The sequence below is a fragment of the Pontibacter litorisediminis genome, assembly GCF_029360645.1.
Lineage (GTDB): Bacteria > Bacteroidota > Bacteroidia > Cytophagales > Hymenobacteraceae > Pontibacter > Pontibacter litorisediminis.
Window position 1 is genome coordinate 333,716 of the sequence record NZ_JARDUA010000003.1, and the last position, 18,352, is coordinate 352,067.

General features: G+C 54.1%; 18 protein-coding genes. 11 read left to right on the forward strand and 7 right to left on the reverse strand.

Annotated features, from left to right (window positions below; genetic code table 11):
* Nucleotides 1-132: 132 nt before the first annotated feature.
* Together PXG97_RS11420 and PXG97_RS11425 are read right to left on the reverse strand one after the other, a co-directional pair.
* Nucleotides 133-1,209, reverse strand: coding sequence for a mannose-1-phosphate guanylyltransferase (locus tag PXG97_RS11420; protein ID WP_276497878.1), 1,077 nt, complete (start codon nucleotides 1,207-1,209; stop codon nucleotides 133-135).
* Nucleotides 1,210-1,211: 2 nt separating this feature from the next.
* Nucleotides 1,212-2,183: a KpsF/GutQ family sugar-phosphate isomerase gene (locus PXG97_RS11425; protein WP_276497879.1), complete on the reverse strand. Its 972-nt coding sequence runs from the start codon at nucleotides 2,181-2,183 to the stop codon at nucleotides 1,212-1,214.
* A 66-nt stretch (nucleotides 2,184-2,249) separates the two neighbouring features.
* On the opposite strand from PXG97_RS11425, the gene recQ reads away from it, so the two are divergent.
* Together recQ and purD are read left to right on the forward strand one after the other, a co-directional pair.
* Entirely contained in the window at nucleotides 2,250-4,430 is a 2,181-nt protein-coding gene (gene recQ / locus PXG97_RS11430; RefSeq protein ID WP_276497880.1) for a DNA helicase RecQ, read from the forward strand.
* A 169-nt stretch (nucleotides 4,431-4,599) separates the two neighbouring features.
* The gene (purD, locus tag PXG97_RS11435; RefSeq protein WP_276497881.1) at nucleotides 4,600-5,889 is read left to right on the forward strand and encodes a phosphoribosylamine--glycine ligase; all 1,290 of its coding nucleotides are present in this window, start codon (nucleotides 4,600-4,602) and stop codon (nucleotides 5,887-5,889) included.
* Nucleotides 5,890-5,966: 77 nt separating this feature from the next.
* Here purD and PXG97_RS11440 read toward each other — a convergent pair whose 3' ends face one another.
* Entirely contained in the window at nucleotides 5,967-6,380 is a 414-nt protein-coding gene (locus tag PXG97_RS11440) for a BrxA/BrxB family bacilliredoxin (protein ID WP_276498266.1), read from the reverse strand.
* A 358-nt stretch (nucleotides 6,381-6,738) separates the two neighbouring features.
* Between PXG97_RS11440 and PXG97_RS11445 the strand changes: the two genes are divergently transcribed.
* Entirely contained in the window at nucleotides 6,739-7,080 is a 342-nt protein-coding gene (locus tag PXG97_RS11445; protein WP_276497882.1) for a hypothetical protein, read from the forward strand.
* Between the two features lie 82 nt (nucleotides 7,081-7,162).
* On the opposite strand, the gene PXG97_RS11450 is transcribed toward PXG97_RS11445, so the two are convergent.
* From PXG97_RS11450 to PXG97_RS11460, 3 genes are all read right to left on the reverse strand, one after another.
* Nucleotides 7,163-7,921 (reverse strand): DUF2490 domain-containing protein, encoded by a 759-nt coding sequence (locus PXG97_RS11450; protein ID WP_276497883.1) that lies wholly within the window; start codon nucleotides 7,919-7,921, stop codon nucleotides 7,163-7,165.
* 107 nt (nucleotides 7,922-8,028) lie between these two features.
* Nucleotides 8,029-9,684 carry a mechanosensitive ion channel family protein gene (locus PXG97_RS11455; RefSeq protein ID WP_276497884.1) on the reverse strand — a complete coding sequence of 552 codons (1,656 nt, stop codon included), beginning with the start codon at nucleotides 9,682-9,684 and terminating at the stop codon, nucleotides 8,029-8,031.
* 251 nt (nucleotides 9,685-9,935) lie between these two features.
* Nucleotides 9,936-10,889, reverse strand: coding sequence for a calcium/sodium antiporter (locus tag PXG97_RS11460; RefSeq protein WP_276497885.1), 954 nt, complete (start codon nucleotides 10,887-10,889; stop codon nucleotides 9,936-9,938).
* A 661-nt stretch (nucleotides 10,890-11,550) separates the two neighbouring features.
* Here PXG97_RS11460 and PXG97_RS11465 point away from each other — a divergent pair.
* The 8 genes from PXG97_RS11465 to arsB all read left to right on the forward strand — a co-directional run bounded on the left by PXG97_RS11465 (nucleotide 11,551) and on the right by arsB (nucleotide 17,285).
* Nucleotides 11,551-12,597, forward strand: a complete 1,047-nt coding sequence (locus PXG97_RS11465; RefSeq protein ID WP_276497886.1) for a tyrosine-type recombinase/integrase — start codon at nucleotides 11,551-11,553, stop codon at nucleotides 12,595-12,597.
* Between the two features lies 1 nt (nucleotide 12,598).
* The gene (locus tag PXG97_RS11470; protein WP_276497887.1) at nucleotides 12,599-13,183 is read left to right on the forward strand and encodes a hypothetical protein; all 585 of its coding nucleotides are present in this window, start codon (nucleotides 12,599-12,601) and stop codon (nucleotides 13,181-13,183) included.
* Between the two features lie 85 nt (nucleotides 13,184-13,268).
* Complete coding sequence (locus PXG97_RS11475) at nucleotides 13,269-13,844, forward strand: sigma-70 family RNA polymerase sigma factor (RefSeq protein ID WP_276497888.1); 576 nt, start codon at nucleotides 13,269-13,271, stop codon at nucleotides 13,842-13,844.
* 70 nt (nucleotides 13,845-13,914) lie between these two features.
* Nucleotides 13,915-14,412, forward strand: a complete 498-nt coding sequence (locus PXG97_RS11480) for an ArsI/CadI family heavy metal resistance metalloenzyme (RefSeq protein WP_276497889.1) — start codon at nucleotides 13,915-13,917, stop codon at nucleotides 14,410-14,412.
* Between the two features lie 148 nt (nucleotides 14,413-14,560).
* Nucleotides 14,561-14,893 carry an ArsR/SmtB family transcription factor gene (locus PXG97_RS11485; RefSeq protein WP_276497890.1) on the forward strand — a complete coding sequence of 111 codons (333 nt, stop codon included), beginning with the start codon at nucleotides 14,561-14,563 and terminating at the stop codon, nucleotides 14,891-14,893.
* An 18-nt stretch (nucleotides 14,894-14,911) separates the two neighbouring features.
* Complete coding sequence (locus tag PXG97_RS11490; RefSeq protein ID WP_276497891.1) at nucleotides 14,912-15,367, forward strand: DUF6428 family protein; 456 nt, start codon at nucleotides 14,912-14,914, stop codon at nucleotides 15,365-15,367.
* 43 nt (nucleotides 15,368-15,410) lie between these two features.
* Nucleotides 15,411-16,187: a metallophosphoesterase family protein gene (locus PXG97_RS11495; protein WP_276497892.1), complete on the forward strand. Its 777-nt coding sequence runs from the start codon at nucleotides 15,411-15,413 to the stop codon at nucleotides 16,185-16,187.
* Nucleotides 16,188-16,199: 12 nt separating this feature from the next.
* Nucleotides 16,200-17,285, forward strand: a complete 1,086-nt coding sequence (arsB, locus tag PXG97_RS11500; protein ID WP_276497893.1) for an ACR3 family arsenite efflux transporter — start codon at nucleotides 16,200-16,202, stop codon at nucleotides 17,283-17,285.
* Nucleotides 17,286-17,552: 267 nt separating this feature from the next.
* On the opposite strand, the gene PXG97_RS11505 is transcribed toward arsB, so the two are convergent.
* Nucleotides 17,553-18,347, reverse strand: coding sequence for a cation efflux transmembrane domain-containing protein (locus PXG97_RS11505; protein WP_276497894.1), 795 nt, complete (start codon nucleotides 18,345-18,347; stop codon nucleotides 17,553-17,555).
* Nucleotides 18,348-18,352 lie beyond the last annotated feature (5 nt).

Here is an 18,352-nt window from a genome sequence, read left to right on the forward strand (position 1 = left end):
CCCCGGCTCGCAGACCCGGCGGTATTGGCAGGGGCAAGTGCTGGAGACTTGCACCAGTAAGTGCAAAATAAAAAAGGCTATGAAGCGGATCGTCTCCGGCTCATAGCCTTTTTATACTTTATGAGGCCGGTGTTAAATATACTCCGGGCCCTTCTTGGACTTGGCGTCGGCCACAAACTCTTTCACCTTCTGCTCCTCGTCCTTGCGGCAGATCATCAGCACGTTATCGTACTCCGCCACGATAAAGTCCTCCAGCCCCTGCAGCACCACCAGGCGGTTCTTAGGCGTCTTCACGATGCAGTCTTTGGTGTCGTAGAGCATCACGTCTCCGTCGATCACGTTGCCGCTCTCGTCTTTCTCGTTTATCGTGTAAAGCGAGTTCCAGGTGCCCAGGTCAGACCAGCCGATGTCGGCCAGCAGCACATACACGTTGTCTACCTTCTCCATAATGCCGTAGTCTATCGAGATGTTGCGGCACTGCGAATAAGCACGTGTGATAAAGTTCTGCTCCTCAGGGGAGTTATAGGTTGTCACTCCTTCCTCAAACACCTCCGAAACCTCCGGAAGGTACTGGTGGAAAGCCCTTAAGATGCTTTGCACGTTCCAGATAAAGATGCCCGAGTTCCACACGAAGTCGCCGCTCTCCAGGAACATCTGCGCCAGCTCCAGGTTAGGCTTTTCGGTAAAGGTCTTCACCTTCTTTATCTTGGAGCTTTCGTCATCGATGTACTGGATATAACCAAAACCCGTATCGGGGCGGCTTGGGGTAATACCCAGGGTAATCAGCACGTCATCCTGGGCAGCGGCCTGCAGGGCGTCTTTCACTACCTCGGTAAATACATCCTGCTTCAGCACCACGTGGTCGGCAGGCGTTACCACCAGGTTGGCCTTTGGGTTCAGCTGCGCGATCTTATAAGAGGCGTAGGCAATGCAGGGGGCCGTGTTGCGCCCCACCGGCTCGAGCAGGACCTGGTTGTCAGACAGCTCCGGGAGCTGCTTCTTTACAAGTGCCTCATAGTCCTTGTTGGTAACTACAAAGATGTTTTCGGGTGGGCAGATGTCGGCAAAGCGCTGGGCTGTGGTTTGCAGCATACTTTGGCCGATGCCGAGCACGTCGTGAAACTGCTTCGGGTAATTGGTGCGGCTGTAAGGCCAGAAGCGGCTTCCGATGCCACCGGCCATGATCACCACGTAGGTGTTGTTGTCCATGTTTATACGAGTCCTTCTTTGAGTAAATCGTGGAGGTGAATAAAGCCCTCGAATTTACCTGATTTTGTGACAATGAGTTGCGTTATGCTTTTCGCCTGCATGATGGCCATGGCCTCAGCGGCATAGCTCTCCGGTTCTATGGTAAGCGGCGAAGGCGTCATGATGTCAACGGCGGTGATGCCTTCCACCTTTTCATACTTGTTCAGCATGCGGCGCAGGTCACCGTCGGTAATGATGCCAACCAACTCCTCAGAGCCGTTTCGGACTACTGCCGTGGCTCCCAGGCGCTTAGACGAAATCTCAATAATAATCTCCCGGAGTGTTGCGTTCTCCTTTACGCGGGGCGACTCATTTTGGGTATAAATATCTTCTACCTTCAGGTAAAGGCGCTTGCCCAGTGAGCCGCCGGGGTGCAGCGTGGCGAAATCGGAGCTGCTGAAGCCGCGCGCCTCCAGCAGGCTAACGGCCAGGGCATCGCCCAGGGCCAGTGCCGCCGTGGTGCTGGTGGTAGGGGCCAGGTTGTGCGGGCAGGCCTCGCGCTCCACGTTGGCGTTAAGTATAAAGTCGGCGCTTTGGGCCAGGTAAGAGTCGGTGCTGCTAACAAGGGCTGCCAGCTTAGAACCTTTCCGCTTGAGCAATGGTACAAGTACCTTGATCTCAGGCGTATTGCCGCTCTTGGAGATGCAGATCACAAAGTCCTCCGGCTGGATCATGCCCAGGTCGCCGTGTATGGCGTCGGCGGCATGCATAAACAGGGCAGGCGTGCCGGTGGAGTTAAGGGTGGCCACGATCTTCTGGGCGATGTTGGCGCTCTTGCCAATTCCCGTCACCACTACCCGGCCCCGGATCTGCAGAATGGCTTTGACGCACTCTTCAAAACCTTCGTCGATAAAATCTGCCAGTCTGGCGATTGCCTCGGCCTCGGCAGTTAATACTTTTTTTGCGGTAAGAGCTATATTATTAAGGAGATTCAAGTTAAATTTGTGTTAGGGCACTCTTTTGGAGTGCGTTGCAACAAGATTAAATTTTTGCAAGATTTCATGTCTATTCAACAAGAGGTAAATCTCAAGAACAAATTAAAAGAAGTTTTTGGGTATAATCAATTTAGGGGAAACCAGGAGCTGATAATAAACAATATTATCAACGGCAAGAACACCTTTGTGATTATGCCTACAGGCGCGGGCAAGTCGTTGTGTTACCAACTTCCTGCTCTTTCTTTACCGGGCACAGCCATCGTTATCTCGCCGCTCATCGCCCTGATGAAAAACCAGGTAGACCAGCTGAATGCCTTCGGAGTGAACGCTCACTTCCTGAACTCCACGCTTTCCAAATCGGAAACAAACAAGGTGAAGAAGGAGACGCTGGCCGGGGAAGTGAAGTTGCTGTACGTGGCGCCGGAGTCGCTGACCAAAGAGGAGACCGTGGAGTTTCTGCGCGCCTCCAATATCTCTTTTGTTGCCATAGACGAAGCCCACTGTATCTCAGAGTGGGGCCATGATTTCCGTCCGGAGTACCGCCGCATCCGGGGCATCATCGACCAGATCGGCAACCTGCCGATCATCGCGCTCACGGCCACGGCCACGCCAAAGGTACAGCTCGACATCCAGCGCAACCTGCAGATGGACGAGGCCTCGGTGTTTAAGTCTTCGTTTAACCGCACCAACCTCTACTATGAGGTGCGCCCGAAGCATAACACCAAGAAGCAGCTGATCCAGTACGTGAAGAAGCACAAGGGCAAGAGCGGCATCGTGTACTGCCTGAGCCGCAAGAAAGTGGAGGAGATTGCCGAGCTGCTGCGCGTAAACGATATCAAGGCGCTGCCCTACCATGCCGGCCTCGACGCCAGCATCCGCATGGCCAACCAGGACGCCTTCCTGAACGAGGAGGCGGACGTGATTGTGGCCACGATTGCCTTCGGTATGGGTATCGATAAGCCGGATGTGCGCTTCGTGATCCATTACGATACACCAAAATCGATCGAGGGGTATTACCAGGAGACCGGACGTGCGGGGCGCGACGGCCTGGAAGGAAATTGCATCATGTTCTACAGCTATGACGACATCGTGAAGCTGGAGAAGTTCAATAAAGACAAGCCCGTAACAGAGCGCGACAACTCCAAGCTGCTGCTGCAGGAAATGGCCGCCTACGCCGACTCGGCGGTGTGCCGCCGTAAGCAGCTGCTGCACTACTTTGGTGAGACCTTTGAGAAGGACTGCGGCTTCTGCGATAACTGCCTGCACCCGAAAGAGCGTTTTGAGGCGCAGGAAGAGGTGTTGCTGGCGCTGAAGGCGGTGCAGCAAACAGGCGAGCGCTTCGGCATCGACCACATCACGCACGTGCTTACGGGCCTGCGCAACCAGTACGTGACCAGCTACGACCACGACAAACTGGAGGTGTTTGGGGCTGGCAAGGAGCAGGACGCGCAGTTCTGGAGCTCTGTACTGCGCCAGATCCTGCTGTCTGAGTACCTGGAGAAGGATATTGACAGCTTCGGTGTAATCAAGCTCACGCAGAGAGGGGAGGACTTCATTAAGGCGCCGCAGGCAATCCAGCTGACCAAGGACCATAACTACGACCAGGAAGTGAAGGAGGACGAGGAGAAGGAGGAGGCGCAAGCCTCGGCCGGCCACGACGAGGTGCTGTTCGACATGCTGAAGAACCTGCGTAAGAAGCTGGCCAAGGACAAAGGCCTGCCGCCTTACGTACTGTTCCAGGACCCGTCGCTGAAGGAGATGGCCACGGTGTACCCGACCACCCGCGACGAGCTGGCGCACATTGCCGGTGTGGGCATGGGCAAGGTGCAGAAGTTCGGCAAGCCGTTCCTGGACATGATCAGCAAGTATGTGGAGGAGAACGACATCGTGACGGCCGCCGACGTGGTGGTGAAGACGACGGTGAACAAGTCCAAGATCAAGATCTACATCATCCAGCAGATAGACAAAAAGGTGGACCTGGAGGAGATCGCCTCTTCCAAAGACCTGACCATGCCGGAACTGATCGAGGAGATCGAGCACATCTGCTACTCCGGCACCAAGCTGAACCTGAACTACTACATCAATAATATTCTGGATCAGGAGCGCCAGGAGGAGATCTACGATTACTTCATGAACGCCAGCACAGATAACATTGCGGTGGCCCTGAAAGAGCTTGGCACCGATGATTACACGGAAGAGGACCTGCGCCTGATGCGCATCAAGTTCCTGTCGGAGTATGCCAACTGATTTGAGGCAAGTATAGAATATGAAAGCGGCCGTGTTTGATCGGCCGCTTTTTCTTTTACCAGCCTCTGAAGTGTAAGTCAGAAGTATAAAGAACTAAAGTGCTGCGCAGACAAGTATAAATCTTTAACTTCGCAGGAGAGTACAGCAATCAACAATAAGAAACCTAATTATGAACGTACTTGTGATAGGGTCTGGTGCCCGTGAGCATGCCATCGCCTGGAAACTTAGCCAGAGCGAGTTCTGCGACCAGGTGTTTGTGGCGCCGGGCAACGCCGGCACCGCAGAGTTTCATACCACGGCTGCCGTAGATATCCACGACTTTGAGGAGTTGGGCAAATTCGCTGCCGACTTCAACATCATGATGGTGGTGGTAGGTCCGGAGAACTCACTGGTGGAGGGCATCCACGATTACTTTGCGCAGTCGGATTACCTGAAGCATATCCTGGTGATCGGGCCCAAGAAGGCCGGTGCCATGCTGGAGGGCAGCAAGGACTATTGTAAGTCCTTCCTGCAGAAGTATAGCATCCCTACGGCGCGTTACCAGACCTTTACCGAGGCCACTTTCAAAGAGGCAGTGGATTACCTGAAGCAGCAGAGCTTCCCGACCGTGATCAAGGCCGATGGCCTGGCGGCCGGCAAGGGCGTGATCATTGCCCAGGACTATGAGGAAGGCTTTGACGCGCTGGAGGCCATGCTGCGCAACAAGCGCTTCGGCAACGCCAGCAGCAAGGTGGTGATAGAGGAGTACCTGCAGGGGATAGAGGTATCGGTGTTTATCCTGACTGACGGCAAGGAGTACGTGCTGCTGCCGGAGGCGAAGGACTACAAGCGCATCGGTGAGGGCGACACGGGCCTGAACACGGGCGGTATGGGGGCCATCTCCCCGGTTGCGTTTGCCGACGAGGCCTTTATGCAGAAGGTGAAGGAGCGCGTGATTGAGCCGACGCTGCGCGGCATGCAGGCAGAACAGCTGGATTACTCCGGCTTCCTGTTCATTGGCCTGATGAACGTGAACGGCGACCCATATGTGATTGAGTACAACGTGCGCCTCGGGGACCCGGAGACGGAGGCCATACTGCCGCGCATCAAGTCAGACCTGTTTATGATGTTCAAGGCGCTGCACGACCACACACTGGGGGCGTACAAGCTGGAGATAGACCCGCGCACGGCCACCACGGTTATACTTGCCTCCGGCGGCTACCCGGAAGGGTATGAGAAGGGAAAGGAAATTACAGGCCTGGAGAGCGTGCCTGAGGATGTGTTGGTGTTCCATGCCGGCACCTCGAAGGTGAACGGCAAGCTGCTGAACAGCGGCGGCCGCGTGTTTGCTGTTACCGCCCTGGGCGATACCATGGAAGAGGCGCTGGCAAAGGCCAATACCGCCGCAGAGGCCATCACCTGGCAAGACCGCTACTACCGCCGCGACATCGGGTTTGACCTGGGTAAGCTGAGCGTATAACAAAGCATAAATAGTATAAAAAGAGAGGGGCGGCAGATAACTATCTGCCGCCCCTCTCTTTTTATACTATCCTGAGCTTAGCAATAGGCTTCAAACGCGCCTTGCAGGTTCTCCACCACACGGTTCAGGTCGTTGCCCTCAATGTGGTAGCGCTCGATCATGTGCACCAGCTCGCCATCTTTGAACAAGGCAATAGAAGGCGAAGACGGAGGGTAGGGCAGCATGAACTCACGTGCCTTAGCGGTGGCTTCCTGCTCCATGCCGGCAAAAACCGTCACCAGTTTCGCAGGCTTTTTCTCAGAGGCAGCCACGGCCATCTTCACAGCGGGGCGAGCCTTGGATGCGGCACAGCCACATACAGAGTTTACGGCCAGCAGCACAGTGCCTTCAGATTTTACCGCCTGCTCTACTTCCTCTGGGGTCATCAGTTGCTCAAAGCCGGCAGAGGTAAGGTCCTCACGGATAGGGGCAACCATATATTCAGGGTACATTGCCATAGTTAATCGGGTTAAATGTTTAATACGGTGCAAAGTTAACAAATCCTCGCCACAAAAGATACAGGCTGTAGAAGGCGAATCCTGTACCTGCTTGCGCACACCGGTTAACAAAAGAAAAGGCATAAAGTTTTGTATTGTTCAGGGCAAATGCGGCTGCGGCACAACATCTGTATCCTTGCTAAAGTATAAGAAGTTAAGCCAGCTATAGTGCGGTTCTGCACCAGGCATGAACCGCGCTTATTGAATTATACTTATACAATTTGTTTTACGCCTGTGTAGGTTTCGCTTCATCGGGGGCGATGGCCACTCGTTCGCCCGGGCAAAACCTATAAGCGCATAAAAAAAGGTTGCCATGATGCCGTTACACCCTTATGCCCGAAATGCCTCAGTGCGCTACTTCTACCTGCCTGGCAGCAAAGAGCGGAGCGCAGAGGTCATCCAAGTGCTTAACAGCAGGTCTGAAACAGTGAATGTGCCCATGCGGGAGGAGGACGTTGAGCTGGAGGCGTTCTTTGCGCGACCCTTATCAGCACGGGAAGCGGAGGCATACAAGCAGGCCGAGACCTGGAAGATATTTTCCTCCTGGGAGGAGCTAAGGCACGACCATTTTAAGTTCGGGCTCTCCGATGAGCAGATGGAACAGGTCCTGCGGTTCAGAGGGCGCTTTGAGCTACAGGAGGAGATGGCAGCCTGAAAACTCACAACTTATTTTAAAGTTAAAAAGAGGCCGCAGGAGCGTTTAAAATAGCTCCTGCGGCCTTTCGCCTTTCCTGTGCTTACTCCTTGCCTGTAAAGTCTAAGGTGTGGAAGAAGCTGACCTGTAGGGTGTGGTTGTGCTCAAAAACCTGCCCGTTGGCTTTCTGCACGAGTTGGTTCAGATAACCTAGCTCCAGCGAAGCAGTGGTGCTGAATTTATACCCCAGCGCGGCGTAGGCCCTATTCTGATCAAAGATGTTCTGCCTTACGTTCTTGCCGAAACCAACAAACACTTCATCGTAAGCTGCCAAAAAGAATTCCTTTGGCTCCAAGGTAGTGCCTGCCAAGGGCATGGTGGCCTTTAGCATATAGCGGGCGCGGTTTAGGTAGGTATAGGCGGAGGCGCCCGGCTGTTTTACCCAGCGCTGCTCCAGGCGGTAACGGTGCCCCAGGCCCAGGCGAGCCAGGTTGCCCTTAAGCTGTAGCTGCTGGTAAATGCGCTGTTCTGGAAATTTGTCGGCCACCGGGTAATCGCCGTAAGGGTGGGTCTCGATGTAGCCGTAGCCCAGTGTGAACATGGCGTTGGGGGCCAGGTCATAGTTTATGCCCGTGCGCACAAGCAGTTGCTGCGGGTCCTGGAAGGTGTTGTGCCGGCGCAGCTGCAGTTCGGCATGCACGCCCCATTTTTCGGCAAACTTGTGGTCGCCGAAGTACATGTACCAGCCATTGGTGTTGTGGTCTTTAATACGCTCGTTGCTTTGCGCGAAGGTAGTGGTCTGCAGCAGGGCAGGGCTTGCAAGTGCCCAAACCAGGCACAGGAGTATATAGCGTGCTTTCATACGGCTAAAGTTGGCACACTAATTCTTAAACTTCAACTGGAATACTAATTCAACAAGTGTTATAGGGCTGCACGATTCGGCTTATTAGCGGTGCCTGCCCCGGATACTCAACTGCCTTCCCTTGCCTGCTCATCCGTTACAAAGAGCCGCTGTGCAGGCAGGGCAAATCCTTTGCCCGTCGTATGCACCACCTCCAGTATTCCTAAAATCAGCTCCTCCTTAACCTCCAAGTGCTCGTTAAAATCGCTGGTGAGGATGTAGGTGAAAACATCTACCTGCAGCGCGTCTGTGCCGACCGCCGTCAGGCGTACCCTGTTGCTTGCCTTGTCTAGCTTTGGGTGGGCGGCTAAGAGCTCGCGTAGCGACTGCAGGACAGCCTGTGCCTGCGTCGGCGCAGTGTCGTAGCGCAGCCGGAGGCTTGGGTTAAACAGAAAGCGGTCCCGGTGCGCGTAGTTCTCGATCTTTTGGGAGGAGAAATCGCCGTTAGGAATCGTGACAATAGTGCGTTCTGCGGTTCGGAGGCGGGTGGAGCGCATCCCGATCTGCTCCACTGTGCCGGTTGTGTCGCCTACCTTGCAGAAGTCGCCAACCCGGACAGGCTGGTCGGCAAGCAGGGTGACACTGCCAACAAAGTTCTCCACTGTTTTCTGGGCCCCAAGTGCCAGTGCAATACCACCTATGCCCAGGGCAGCCAGGCCTGTCGTCACATCAAAGCCCAAGGTGCCAAGTACGGCTATCGAACCCAGTACAAGGAGGGCTACCTTTGCCCCCCGGCGCAGGAAGAGCACGATAGAGATACCGGACATGCTGCGGCGCTCCGTCAGGCGGCGCTGGCTAAAGCTAGCGATAACATCCACCAGCCGCCACAGCAGCAGGAGCACGGCAACCAGCCCTATGATTATGGTAAGCTCACTTAAGCGCTGCCGCACAATGATGGAGATGCCCACCCTTTGGCTTAGCGCCACCAGAATCCAAGTGGCCAGGTACAGCCGTATTGGCAGGGAGAATGCCTTGATAATACCGTAAGTAGGCTCCTCGCGGGTTTTGCGCCAGATAAAACGAACCAGCGCAGCAGCGGCTGACGTAATGCCCCAGGCAATAAGGTACGAGGTCACGGCCACTGCCAGCATGGCCAGCCAATGACCTATGGGCACTCCTCCCCACTTGTTTTCCTGCAGTACGGTCGGTAGCAGCCTGTCCGTGATGGTGACGGGGGCTTCCTCGGTTGCGGTAGGTAACTTTTGGATCGTTTGGGAAGAAAACAGCCATATGGGACCCCCGTCAGGGCCTTCTGTCTTCTCTAAAAGTATATCGAACGACTCCCCGTTAACGGTAGCCGTACCCACGCGGTCCAGGTTTTGCCCAAGGTCATCTTTCTGGTAACCTGAGGGATCGTCGCTGATCCAGGCCCTGGGCAGCAGCCTGCTGCTTTGGTCCAGTAGCCGCTGCAAGGCTCTTGCTGTTCCGGCACCGTCTTTTACAGCGCCTGATGGGGTGTTTAGATCCAGATAGAAGGCAGCTTTCGTGTAGTCCTGATCGGCCACGGCCTCAATAAAACCGTTAACCGTGCCACGGGGCGTGCGCCTGCCCAGCGTGTCCTCGGGCCAGGTGGGCGCAGCCGCTTCCACTGAGTCCTGCACTGGCTCCTGCCCGAAAGAGGCAGCAGGGAATGCAACCGCTAACAACAGGATGCCGCAAAGGAGCAGCTGCCGGATGCCACCTGAAAGAGTGGGGTAGATAGTAAGGTTTGGCTGATGGTGCATGGTGATGCTATGGTGCTTAGGCCTGAGATAAGAGCAGGTCGTCTGGTTTAGCGAAGGTGTTTACCGGAGCGGAAGCCTCTGCCAATACCATCAACTGTAACGGCTCCACAGGGATGGGGTTACGCATACAGTGCGCTGGCGCAGGCGCAGGTTCCCTGGAGCAGAGGCAGCCTTGGGTAAAATGCGGCGGGCCAGAGGCAGTACACCTGCTGCCTCTGGCCCGCCGCCCTATCTATCCCTGTTGCGCCACGCTACTGCATCACAAGCACGGCCAAATATGCCACGTATAGCGCCAGCAGTATGCCGCCCTCCCAACGCGCCAGCTGCCTGCCTCTTCCGGTAAAGATGAAGACAAACAACAACAGCCCGGCGAGTATGTTCACGGAGATATCCATGATAGAGCTTGGCTGCACCGTAAGCGGAGTAACTATGGTAGATATGCCCAGGATAAAGAAGATGTTGAAGATGTTGGATCCAACAACATTGCCAATGGCGATGTCTACGTTCCGTTTGCGCACCGCCACCACCGATGTGGCCAGCTCGGGAAGGGAAGTGCCTATGGAAACAATCGTCAGGCCGATCAGGCGCTCAGACATGCCGAAGAGCTGCGCAATGCTGACAGCGCTCGTCACGATCAGCCTGCCACCAATAACCAGGCCTGCAAGGCCTATGATCAGGAAAATGAAGGACTTGAGGAAGGTATACTGCTCTGCGGGTGTCTCCTCCTGGTTCGCCCCACCCACGGCCAGGGTAATGTTGTACACCAGGAAAATTGAAAAGAAGAGCAGCAGGATCAGCCCGTCTGTTCTGGATATGGCACTGGTGGCGCTGCCATCCAGGAAAGCATCGCTGGCAGTAACCAACACGGCCACAGCCGCCAAGAAGCTTAGGGGCACCTCTAGCCAGGTGGTGTTATTTTTTACAGAGAGGGGGTAAATCAAAGCCGAAATGCCCAGGATGCCGAGCACGTTGAAGATGTTACTGCCCAGTACGTTGCCGAGTACCATCTCCGTGTTGTTGTTGATGGAGGCAAAAAGGTTAACCACCAGCTCGGGGGCTGAGGTGCCGAAGGCTACAATCGTCAGGCCTATAACGATGTTCGGAACGCCAAGCCTAGAGGCGAGGCTGGAGGCGCCGTCCACTAACTTGGAAGCGCCAAATATAAGGGCAACAAAGCCCACAAGGAGTAAAAGAAGGTCTAGCATGGTATGATCAAAAACCTCATAAAGTTAGGTTGAAAACAGGGATTTACAACCAGGGGAGCGGGGAAACAGGAAATTACTACAGCGCCTGAGTTTACTTAATACCTGATGCCTTCCGGCGCAGGAAAATAGATCCGTGAAGTATGGCAGGGAGGAAACAGCCTAAAACAAGAGGCAGCGGCTGTGTTTAGTAAAATAAAAAAAGCCTCTCAGCGTAGTGCTAAGAGGCTTTTCGGTGGTCACGAAGGGACCATCATGAATCTTACGATACGTTTTACAAAATGTCATAAATCTTAGGTTGCGTTCAAACTAGGCCGATTTGTCATTTTACAAAAATTTGTTGTTTTGTATTTTAATGGTGAAATTTACGAATGTATGGTGAATGGGCGTGGTGCATGGATAATCTCAAAATTGAACGACCTTGATAGCAAAAGCCAAAATTTACAAGGGGTATGTCTACATCTGCGCCTCCCGGAAACAGCAGCATATCCGCGTTCCCGCTGGAATAAAAATTGACCGCCTGAACAGCAGCGGCTTACTCCATAAGTCATGCGGGCTGGATGATATCGATGAGAAGAACAGGCACATTCGGGAACTGACAAAGAAAGTGCAGGCCGCATTGGACGACCATCCCAAGCTGACAGCTAAAGAAATTGCTACTTACGTGAAAACTGGCGCTCTGCCCGCTGCACGTGAGGCACCACGGCAACTCACTTTTATAGAGTGCTTCGAAAAGTTCGTAGCCGACAGCAAGTCTGGCGCGCGGGCGAACGACAAGGGTGTGAAGTTATCGGTCAACACAGTCAAATCTTACCAGTCTGTCCTTTCAAACCTCTACAAGTTCCAGAAGATGCATTCATTGGATTGGGACCAAATTGATGATTCCTTCTACCACAAGCTCTGTGACTACTACTGGACCACGCTGGATTGCTACGACAACCACACAGGTAAAGCAGTAAAAATTATTACCACATGCCTGAACTGGGCTTATGACAGTGGGCTCATTCCGGTGGCTGTGAACACCAAGAAGTGGAAGGTCTGGAAGGAGGATATCGAGATACTTGTTCTGTATCCAGATGAGATAAAGCTACTGCACAAAATGCCTACTGAGGACCAAAAGGTAGAGCGCACGAAAGACACCTTTCTGATGGGCGTATTTACTTGCCTTCGAGTCGAAAACCTGCTGGGCCTCACGGAGAAGGACTTGCAAGTGCTGAATGGCGAGTACTTCATCCATACTATCGTCCAGAAGACGAGGAAGCCAATCAGGATAAAGCTGAATCCCGTTGCTGTGGCCATCATTGAGAAGTATCGCCACCAATACAGGACGCTCTTGCCGGCCATCACGAGCGTGAAGTTTAACGAGAACTTGAAAGACATGGCCAAAGCATTTAAGAAACACCTCGACCAGTTGAAGGAGCAGGGACAACTGGATATCATCGGGAACAACTGGCATACTGATGTGAAGAGAGTACGAACGAAAAAGGGTCAGCACCACTATGAGTTCGTAAAGCCCGAAAAGTTCATAAGCTCTCATTGCATGCGCAGGAGCGGGATTACCAGCTTCTTGATGCTGGGTATGACTCCTCTCGAAGTGCAGGAAATCTCAGGCCATGCGAGCAACTCTAAAGACTTCTCCAAGTATGTAAAGCTCGCCAAGCAGGTGGTAGAGCAGAAGAGCGTGGACGTGTGGTCAAACGCCTTAATATGATATGATGTATACAGACGAACAGTTAGAGGAAGAACGCATCAGACGGAAGCAGGTGCTCCGCATGGTGCGAAGCTTAGAAGGCAGCATGCGAACCATCTCCCACGTCATCACGACCTGTAGCGAGGCGAATAGCGCTGAGTTGAAGGAGGTAGGGTATTTGGTGGAAGAGTGGGTAGACAACCGGCTGGCCCTGAGGAGTCGGAAGAACTCCGATGCAGAGGAACTGGAGTTTATACTTCGGGGGCTTGACCGATTCCACAAAATGATGGAATCGGTTGTGAGCAACAGACGACTGGCCATCAGTAGGAACCATGGTAAGGCGATTGACTTTACCCAACCGATGTATAAAATTCAAACCGTAGCCGATATCCTGAAAGTAACCAAACCTACCGTCAATAACTGGACCCACAGCCGGGGCGGTTACATCCGGAGCTTTGAGTATCCCGGTATCGCGAAATTTATTCTGGAAGAGGACCTCAGCTTAAAATACGAGGAGGTCGTTGGAAGGACCCTGTTGATAGATGATGGATTCCGAGAACAGTACGCATATAAACCTGACCCGAAGAAGTTGAAAGCTATATTATAGTCGCTGTGGTCGACAGGGAGCCTCGCTCCCTGCCGGTATCAGAAAGATTCGTCATGCCCCGCAATCGGTAACTCGCCCACACCATATGAAAATAATAAAATACAGCCAAGCATCATCCCTTTGGCTGGAGTACCAGAAGGCGTTGACGGCCTACATCGTCAGCCGGGTAAAGGATGTAGACGCAGCAAATGACATCATGCAGGAGGTGCTCATGAAGGTCTACAATGCCTGCTGCTCGGACAGGGAAATCCAGAAGCTGGACTCATGGCTGTTCCAGATTGCCAACCATGCTATCGTGGACCACTGGCGCAGGCAAAAGAAATTCACCGATGAAATGCCCGAGCCGAGCCATGAGGAAGACAACATAGTATGGCGTGAACTGGCTGAGTACGTGGAGCCGTTAATCAACCTGCTACCCGAGAAGTACGCGCGTCCCCTGTACCTGTCGGACATAGAAGGAGTGAAGCAGGCCGACATTGCCGAGCAGTTGAATCTGGGTCTGAGTGCCGCCAAGAGCCGTATCCAGCGGGCAAGGGAAATGCTACAGAAAGAGATACAGACCTGCTGCACGATAGACACCGATGCCAGCGGCAACGTCATTGGGTTCAGCGTGAAGGAGAGCTGCGAGCAGTTGCAGCGCCACAGAAAAAAAATCGAGTAAACCCTGCGTCTTTTTCGAAGCTGGTCAGTCTTCCTTACAAACAAGAACTAAACGCAAGATTGACACAGCCATGAAAAGATTTCACGTACACGTCAGAGTAAAGAACCTAGCCGAAAGCATCGCCTTCTACAACGCCCTGTTCGGCACGGAAGCCACCGTGGCTAAGCCCGACTACGCCAAGTGGATGCTGGAAGACCCCCGGGTGAACTTCGCCATCTCCACCGGCCATGCCGAAATGGGCATCGAGCATCTGGGCTTACAGGTGGACACCGATGAAGAATTACAGGGCGTCTACGCCAACATGCAGCAAGCCAAAGGCACCGTGTTCGAGGAAGGCGAGTGCACCTGCTGCTACTCCAAGAGCCAGAAATCATGGATAACAGACCCGCAGGGAGTGGACTGGGAAGCCTTCTACACCCACGGCACCGCCACCGTGTACGGGGAGGGCATCAACGCCAGACCCGCTCCTGAGGTGATGGAGCAGTGGGACGGGAACGATGGGATAGATGCCCGCGTGAGCGAGGCAGTTAACGAACCAGCCTGCGATGGAAGCTGCTCTATAAAATAAACATACTGCTAACAGTGATTTGCCAGAGGGGCGGTGCGCAGAGTACCGCCCCTCTGGCTTTTTTACTGGTGCATGTAAAAAAAAACGATGGAACTGTTCTTCGTATTGGAAAGTTAATCGTAATATTACGATGAAGCAATTGGGAACTATGGGACTAACCAAAACCGAGAATTATACAGAAGCGCAGAACAAGACGGCCATGCTGTTGAAGGCGCTGGGCCACCCCGCGCGGGTGGCCATCATCGAGCACCTGCTCAAGGCAAAGGCCTGCGTGTGCGGGGACATCGTGAGCGAGCTGCCGCTGGCGCAGGCAACCGTCTCCCAGCACCTGAAAGAACTCAAAAACGCTGGCATCATCAAAGGCACCGTGGAGGGCAACTCCGTCTGCTACTGCCTCGATGAGCGTGCCTTCGAGTACCTTGACGGTTACTTCGCCACCGTGCTGGAAGGCGTCAGGAGCCAGAACACAACCTGTTGTTAAACATCAAATCCGAATACCATGAAACTATCTGAAGTAAAGAGCATCCTGCAAACCGCTGAGGCGGTGAATTTCGTGCTGGATAACGGGGCGATGGTGCCCGAGCATTTCCATGTGACCGAGGTGGGCGTGGTGACCAAGCATTTCATCGACTGCGGGGGTACCGTGCGCAACGAGAAGGTAGCCAACTTCCAGCTCTGGGACGCCAATGACTTTGACCACCGCCTGAAGCCGCAGAAGCTGCTGGGCATCATCGCACTCTCGGAGAAGGCGCTGGGCATGGAGGACCTCGAAATTGAGGTGGAGTACCAGAGCGATACCATCGGCAAATACGACCTTGGCTTCAACGGCAAGGATTTCGTGCTGCTCTCCAAGACCACCAACTGCCTTGCCCCGGATAAGTGCGGCATCCCGGTCGAGCAACTGAAAGTAGTGTCAACGGGCAACGCCTGCACACCGGGAGGCGGCTGCTGCTAAGCGGCTACTCTGCTTCATCAATCCATCCTATACAATAGACTCTATGAGTAAGATAGCGCTCTTTAGCGACATCCACGCCAACTTGCCCGCCTTGGAGGCGTTCTTTGCCGATGTGGACAGCCGGAAGCCGGACTTCATCTACTGCCTCGGGGACCTTGTGGGCTACAACATCTGGCCCAACGAGGTGATTGACGAAATCCGTAGGCGCAACATCCCGACCATTGCCGGGAACTACGACTTCGGCATCGGCAGGGCGAGTAACGAGTGCGGCTGCGCCTACAAGACCGAGGAGGAGAAAGCCAACGGGGCCGTCTCCATCTCCTTCACCAACGACATCATCAAGCCCGCGCAGCGCCAGTACCTGCGCACGCTGCCAGCGCACCTCAAAATAGAGTACCAGCTCAACGAGGACAAGCTCAACCTGCTGCTCGTGCACGGCAGCCCGAGGAAGATAAACGAGTACCTGTTCGAGGACCGCGATGAGAAGAGCCTGCTGCGCATCATGAGGGACGCGGATGCCGACATCCTGTGCTTCGGCCACACCCACAAGCCCTACCACCGCATACTGGACTCGGGGGACGAGGGTCAGCCCCACTACCGCCACGCCATCAACATCGGCTCGGTGGGCAAGCCCAAGGACGGAGACAACCGGGGCGGCTACGTGATGCTCACGATAAACGACAACAGCTCGGTGCTGGACAAGAATAGCATAGAGGTGGAGTTCATCCGCTTCAAGTATGACTACGAGAAGGCCGCCCGGGCAGTGGAGGAATCTATTTTGCCAAACGCCTACGCGGAGAACCTGCGCAAGGGCTGCTAAACGGAGAGAGATATGAGTGCTACCAACTGCGCCCCCACCCACCAGCGGAAAAAACTCAGGTTCTTTGACCGCTACCTGACCCTGTGGATATTCCTCGCCATGTTTCTTGGCGTGGGCATCGGCTACTTTTTGCCCGAGTCCTCCGGGTTTATCAACTCCCTGTCCAGCGGGACGACCAACGTGCCGCTGGCCATCGGCCTTATCCTGATGATGTACCCCCCGCTGGCGAAGGTGCGCTACGAGAAGATGGGGGAGGTGTTCAAAAACGTCAAGGTGCTGACGATGTCGCTGCTGCTCAACTGGGTCATCGGCCCACTGCTGATGTTCTTTCTGGCCATCCTTTTCTTCCATGACCAGCCCGAGTACATGGTGGGCCTGATACTGATTGGCATCGCCCGCTGCATCGCCATGGTCATGGTCTGGAACGAGCTGGCGGAGGGCAACCGGGAGTATGCCGCAGGGCTGGTGGCGCTCAACAGCGTCTTCCAGATTTTCTTCTACAGCCTCTACGCCTACCTGTTCATCTCGGTGCTCCCGCCCTACTTCGGGGTGACGGGGTCTGAGATTAACATCACCATCGGCCAGATTGCCGAGAGCGTGCTGATTTACCTTGGCATCCCGTTCTTCGCTGGCGTTGTGAGCCGCTACGGGCTGATAAGATGGAAAGGGCTGGACTGGTTCAACAACAAGTATATCCCCTTCATCTCGCCCATCACGCTGATTGCGTTGCTGTTCACCATCGTGCTGATGTTCAGCCTGAAAGGGGAGCTGATAGTGCAAATTCCGTTTGATGTGGTGAAGATAGCCATTCCGCTGTTGCTCTACTTTACCATCATGTTTGTGGTCAGCTTCATCCTCGGCAAAGTGTTGGGTGCTGATTATTCCAAGAACACGGCCATCTCCTTCACCGCCACGGGCAACAACTTTGAGCTGGCCATAGCCGTTGCCATCGGCATCTTCGGCATCAACTCAGGTCAGGCGTTCGCTGGCGTGATTGGTCCGCTGGTGGAGGTGCCAGCGCTGATATTGCTCGTGAACGTGGCCTTCTGGTTCAAGCGAAAATGGTACGGGAAGGAAGAGGAACTCGTCACCTCCTAGACATGTGCCTATAGTTACATGAGCTGTCCAGTAAAATGGGCGTCTACCTGCGCTTGTTCATGAGCTGACGGAGGTGGAGAGGCAGGGGAGGAGCATGTGGAATTACGGTTGGGGTCCACAGCGGACTACAACAAGTGCTCATTCTGAGGAATATTGGCGTCTTTTTTCAATATGCACCATAAAAACTACCCATATTTAAGATTTATAGGTGTTTTAGTAGCCCTTCGAGCCTGTCTTACCTGCGTATGGGAGACAGGCTCAAAGGGATTACTTTGCCAACTTTAGAATCCTGAACGCCCCCCGGATGACGACCACGAAGACGATAGCGCCTACTATCAAGTCAGGCAGGGCGGAGTCCGTGAGCAGCACCAGCACGCCAGCTAGAATCACGCCCCCGTTGATGATGATGTCGTTCGAGGTGAATATCATGCTTGCCTGCATATGCGCCTCCTTGCTCTTGCCCTTCTGCAACAGGTACAGGCAGACTGCATTGGCTACCAGCGCAAGGATGGAGACGACAATCATTGTTTCGAAGTCCGGCATAGGCTCGTCCCCGATGACCCTTCTCGCCACTTCCAGAAAGCCAATGGCGGCCAAGGTAAGCTGAAAGTAGCCGCTTGCCTTGGCAATGCCCTTCTTTCTGGCCATTGTGCTGCCCACTGCAAACAGGCTCAGGGCATACACCAGTGAGTCGGCCAGCATGTCCAAGGAATCGGCCACTAGCCCCATCGACTTGGAGATGATGCCGGTGGCCATCTCCACCACAAAGAAACCGAAGTTAATCGCCAGCACGGTCCACAGGAGCCTCCTCTGGGCTTGGGCATCCTCAACAGTTGCTTCCTGCTCCGTTGCCTCGGTGGACAACAGCGAGGACCCTAAACCAAGGGAGTGGATTCTATCTTCTATAGTCGCTAGTTCCCCGGAGTGCAGCACGGTCAACTGGCGTTTCTGCAAGTCGAAGTCCAATCCCTTTACTGCCTGTACGCCTTCGAGTTTCATCCGCACCATACTCTCTTCGGATGCGCAGTCCATCTGCTGTATCTTAAAAGTTGATTTTTCCATTGTCA

Coding starts and splice junctions, on each gene's coding strand:
- PXG97_RS11490 (WP_276497891.1), top strand. CDS start 14,912: ATGAAACTATCTGAAGTAAAGAGCATCCTGCAAACCGCTGAGGCGGTG.
- PXG97_RS11470 (WP_276497887.1), top strand. CDS start 12,599: ATGATGTATACAGACGAACAGTTAGAGGAAGAACGCATCAGACGGAAG.
- PXG97_RS11495 (WP_276497892.1), top strand. CDS start 15,411: ATGAGTAAGATAGCGCTCTTTAGCGACATCCACGCCAACTTGCCCGCC.
- PXG97_RS11475 (WP_276497888.1), top strand. CDS start 13,269: ATGAAAATAATAAAATACAGCCAAGCATCATCCCTTTGGCTGGAGTAC.
- PXG97_RS11450 (WP_276497883.1), bottom strand. CDS start 7,921: ATGAAAGCACGCTATATACTCCTGTGCCTGGTTTGGGCACTTGCAAGC.
- PXG97_RS11420 (WP_276497878.1), bottom strand. CDS start 1,209: ATGGACAACAACACCTACGTGGTGATCATGGCCGGTGGCATCGGAAGC.
- PXG97_RS11460 (WP_276497885.1), bottom strand. CDS start 10,889: ATGCTAGACCTTCTTTTACTCCTTGTGGGCTTTGTTGCCCTTATATTT.
- PXG97_RS11485 (WP_276497890.1), top strand. CDS start 14,561: ATGGGACTAACCAAAACCGAGAATTATACAGAAGCGCAGAACAAGACG.
- PXG97_RS11440 (WP_276498266.1), bottom strand. CDS start 6,380: ATGTACCCTGAATATATGGTTGCCCCTATCCGTGAGGACCTTACCTCT.
- arsB (WP_276497893.1), top strand. CDS start 16,200: ATGAGTGCTACCAACTGCGCCCCCACCCACCAGCGGAAAAAACTCAGG.
- PXG97_RS11480 (WP_276497889.1), top strand. CDS start 13,915: ATGAAAAGATTTCACGTACACGTCAGAGTAAAGAACCTAGCCGAAAGC.
- PXG97_RS11455 (WP_276497884.1), bottom strand. CDS start 9,684: ATGCACCATCAGCCAAACCTTACTATCTACCCCACTCTTTCAGGTGGC.
- PXG97_RS11505 (WP_276497894.1), bottom strand. CDS start 18,347: ATGGAAAAATCAACTTTTAAGATACAGCAGATGGACTGCGCATCCGAA.
- purD (WP_276497881.1), top strand. CDS start 4,600: ATGAACGTACTTGTGATAGGGTCTGGTGCCCGTGAGCATGCCATCGCC.
- recQ (WP_276497880.1), top strand. CDS start 2,250: ATGTCTATTCAACAAGAGGTAAATCTCAAGAACAAATTAAAAGAAGTT.
- PXG97_RS11445 (WP_276497882.1), top strand. CDS start 6,739: ATGATGCCGTTACACCCTTATGCCCGAAATGCCTCAGTGCGCTACTTC.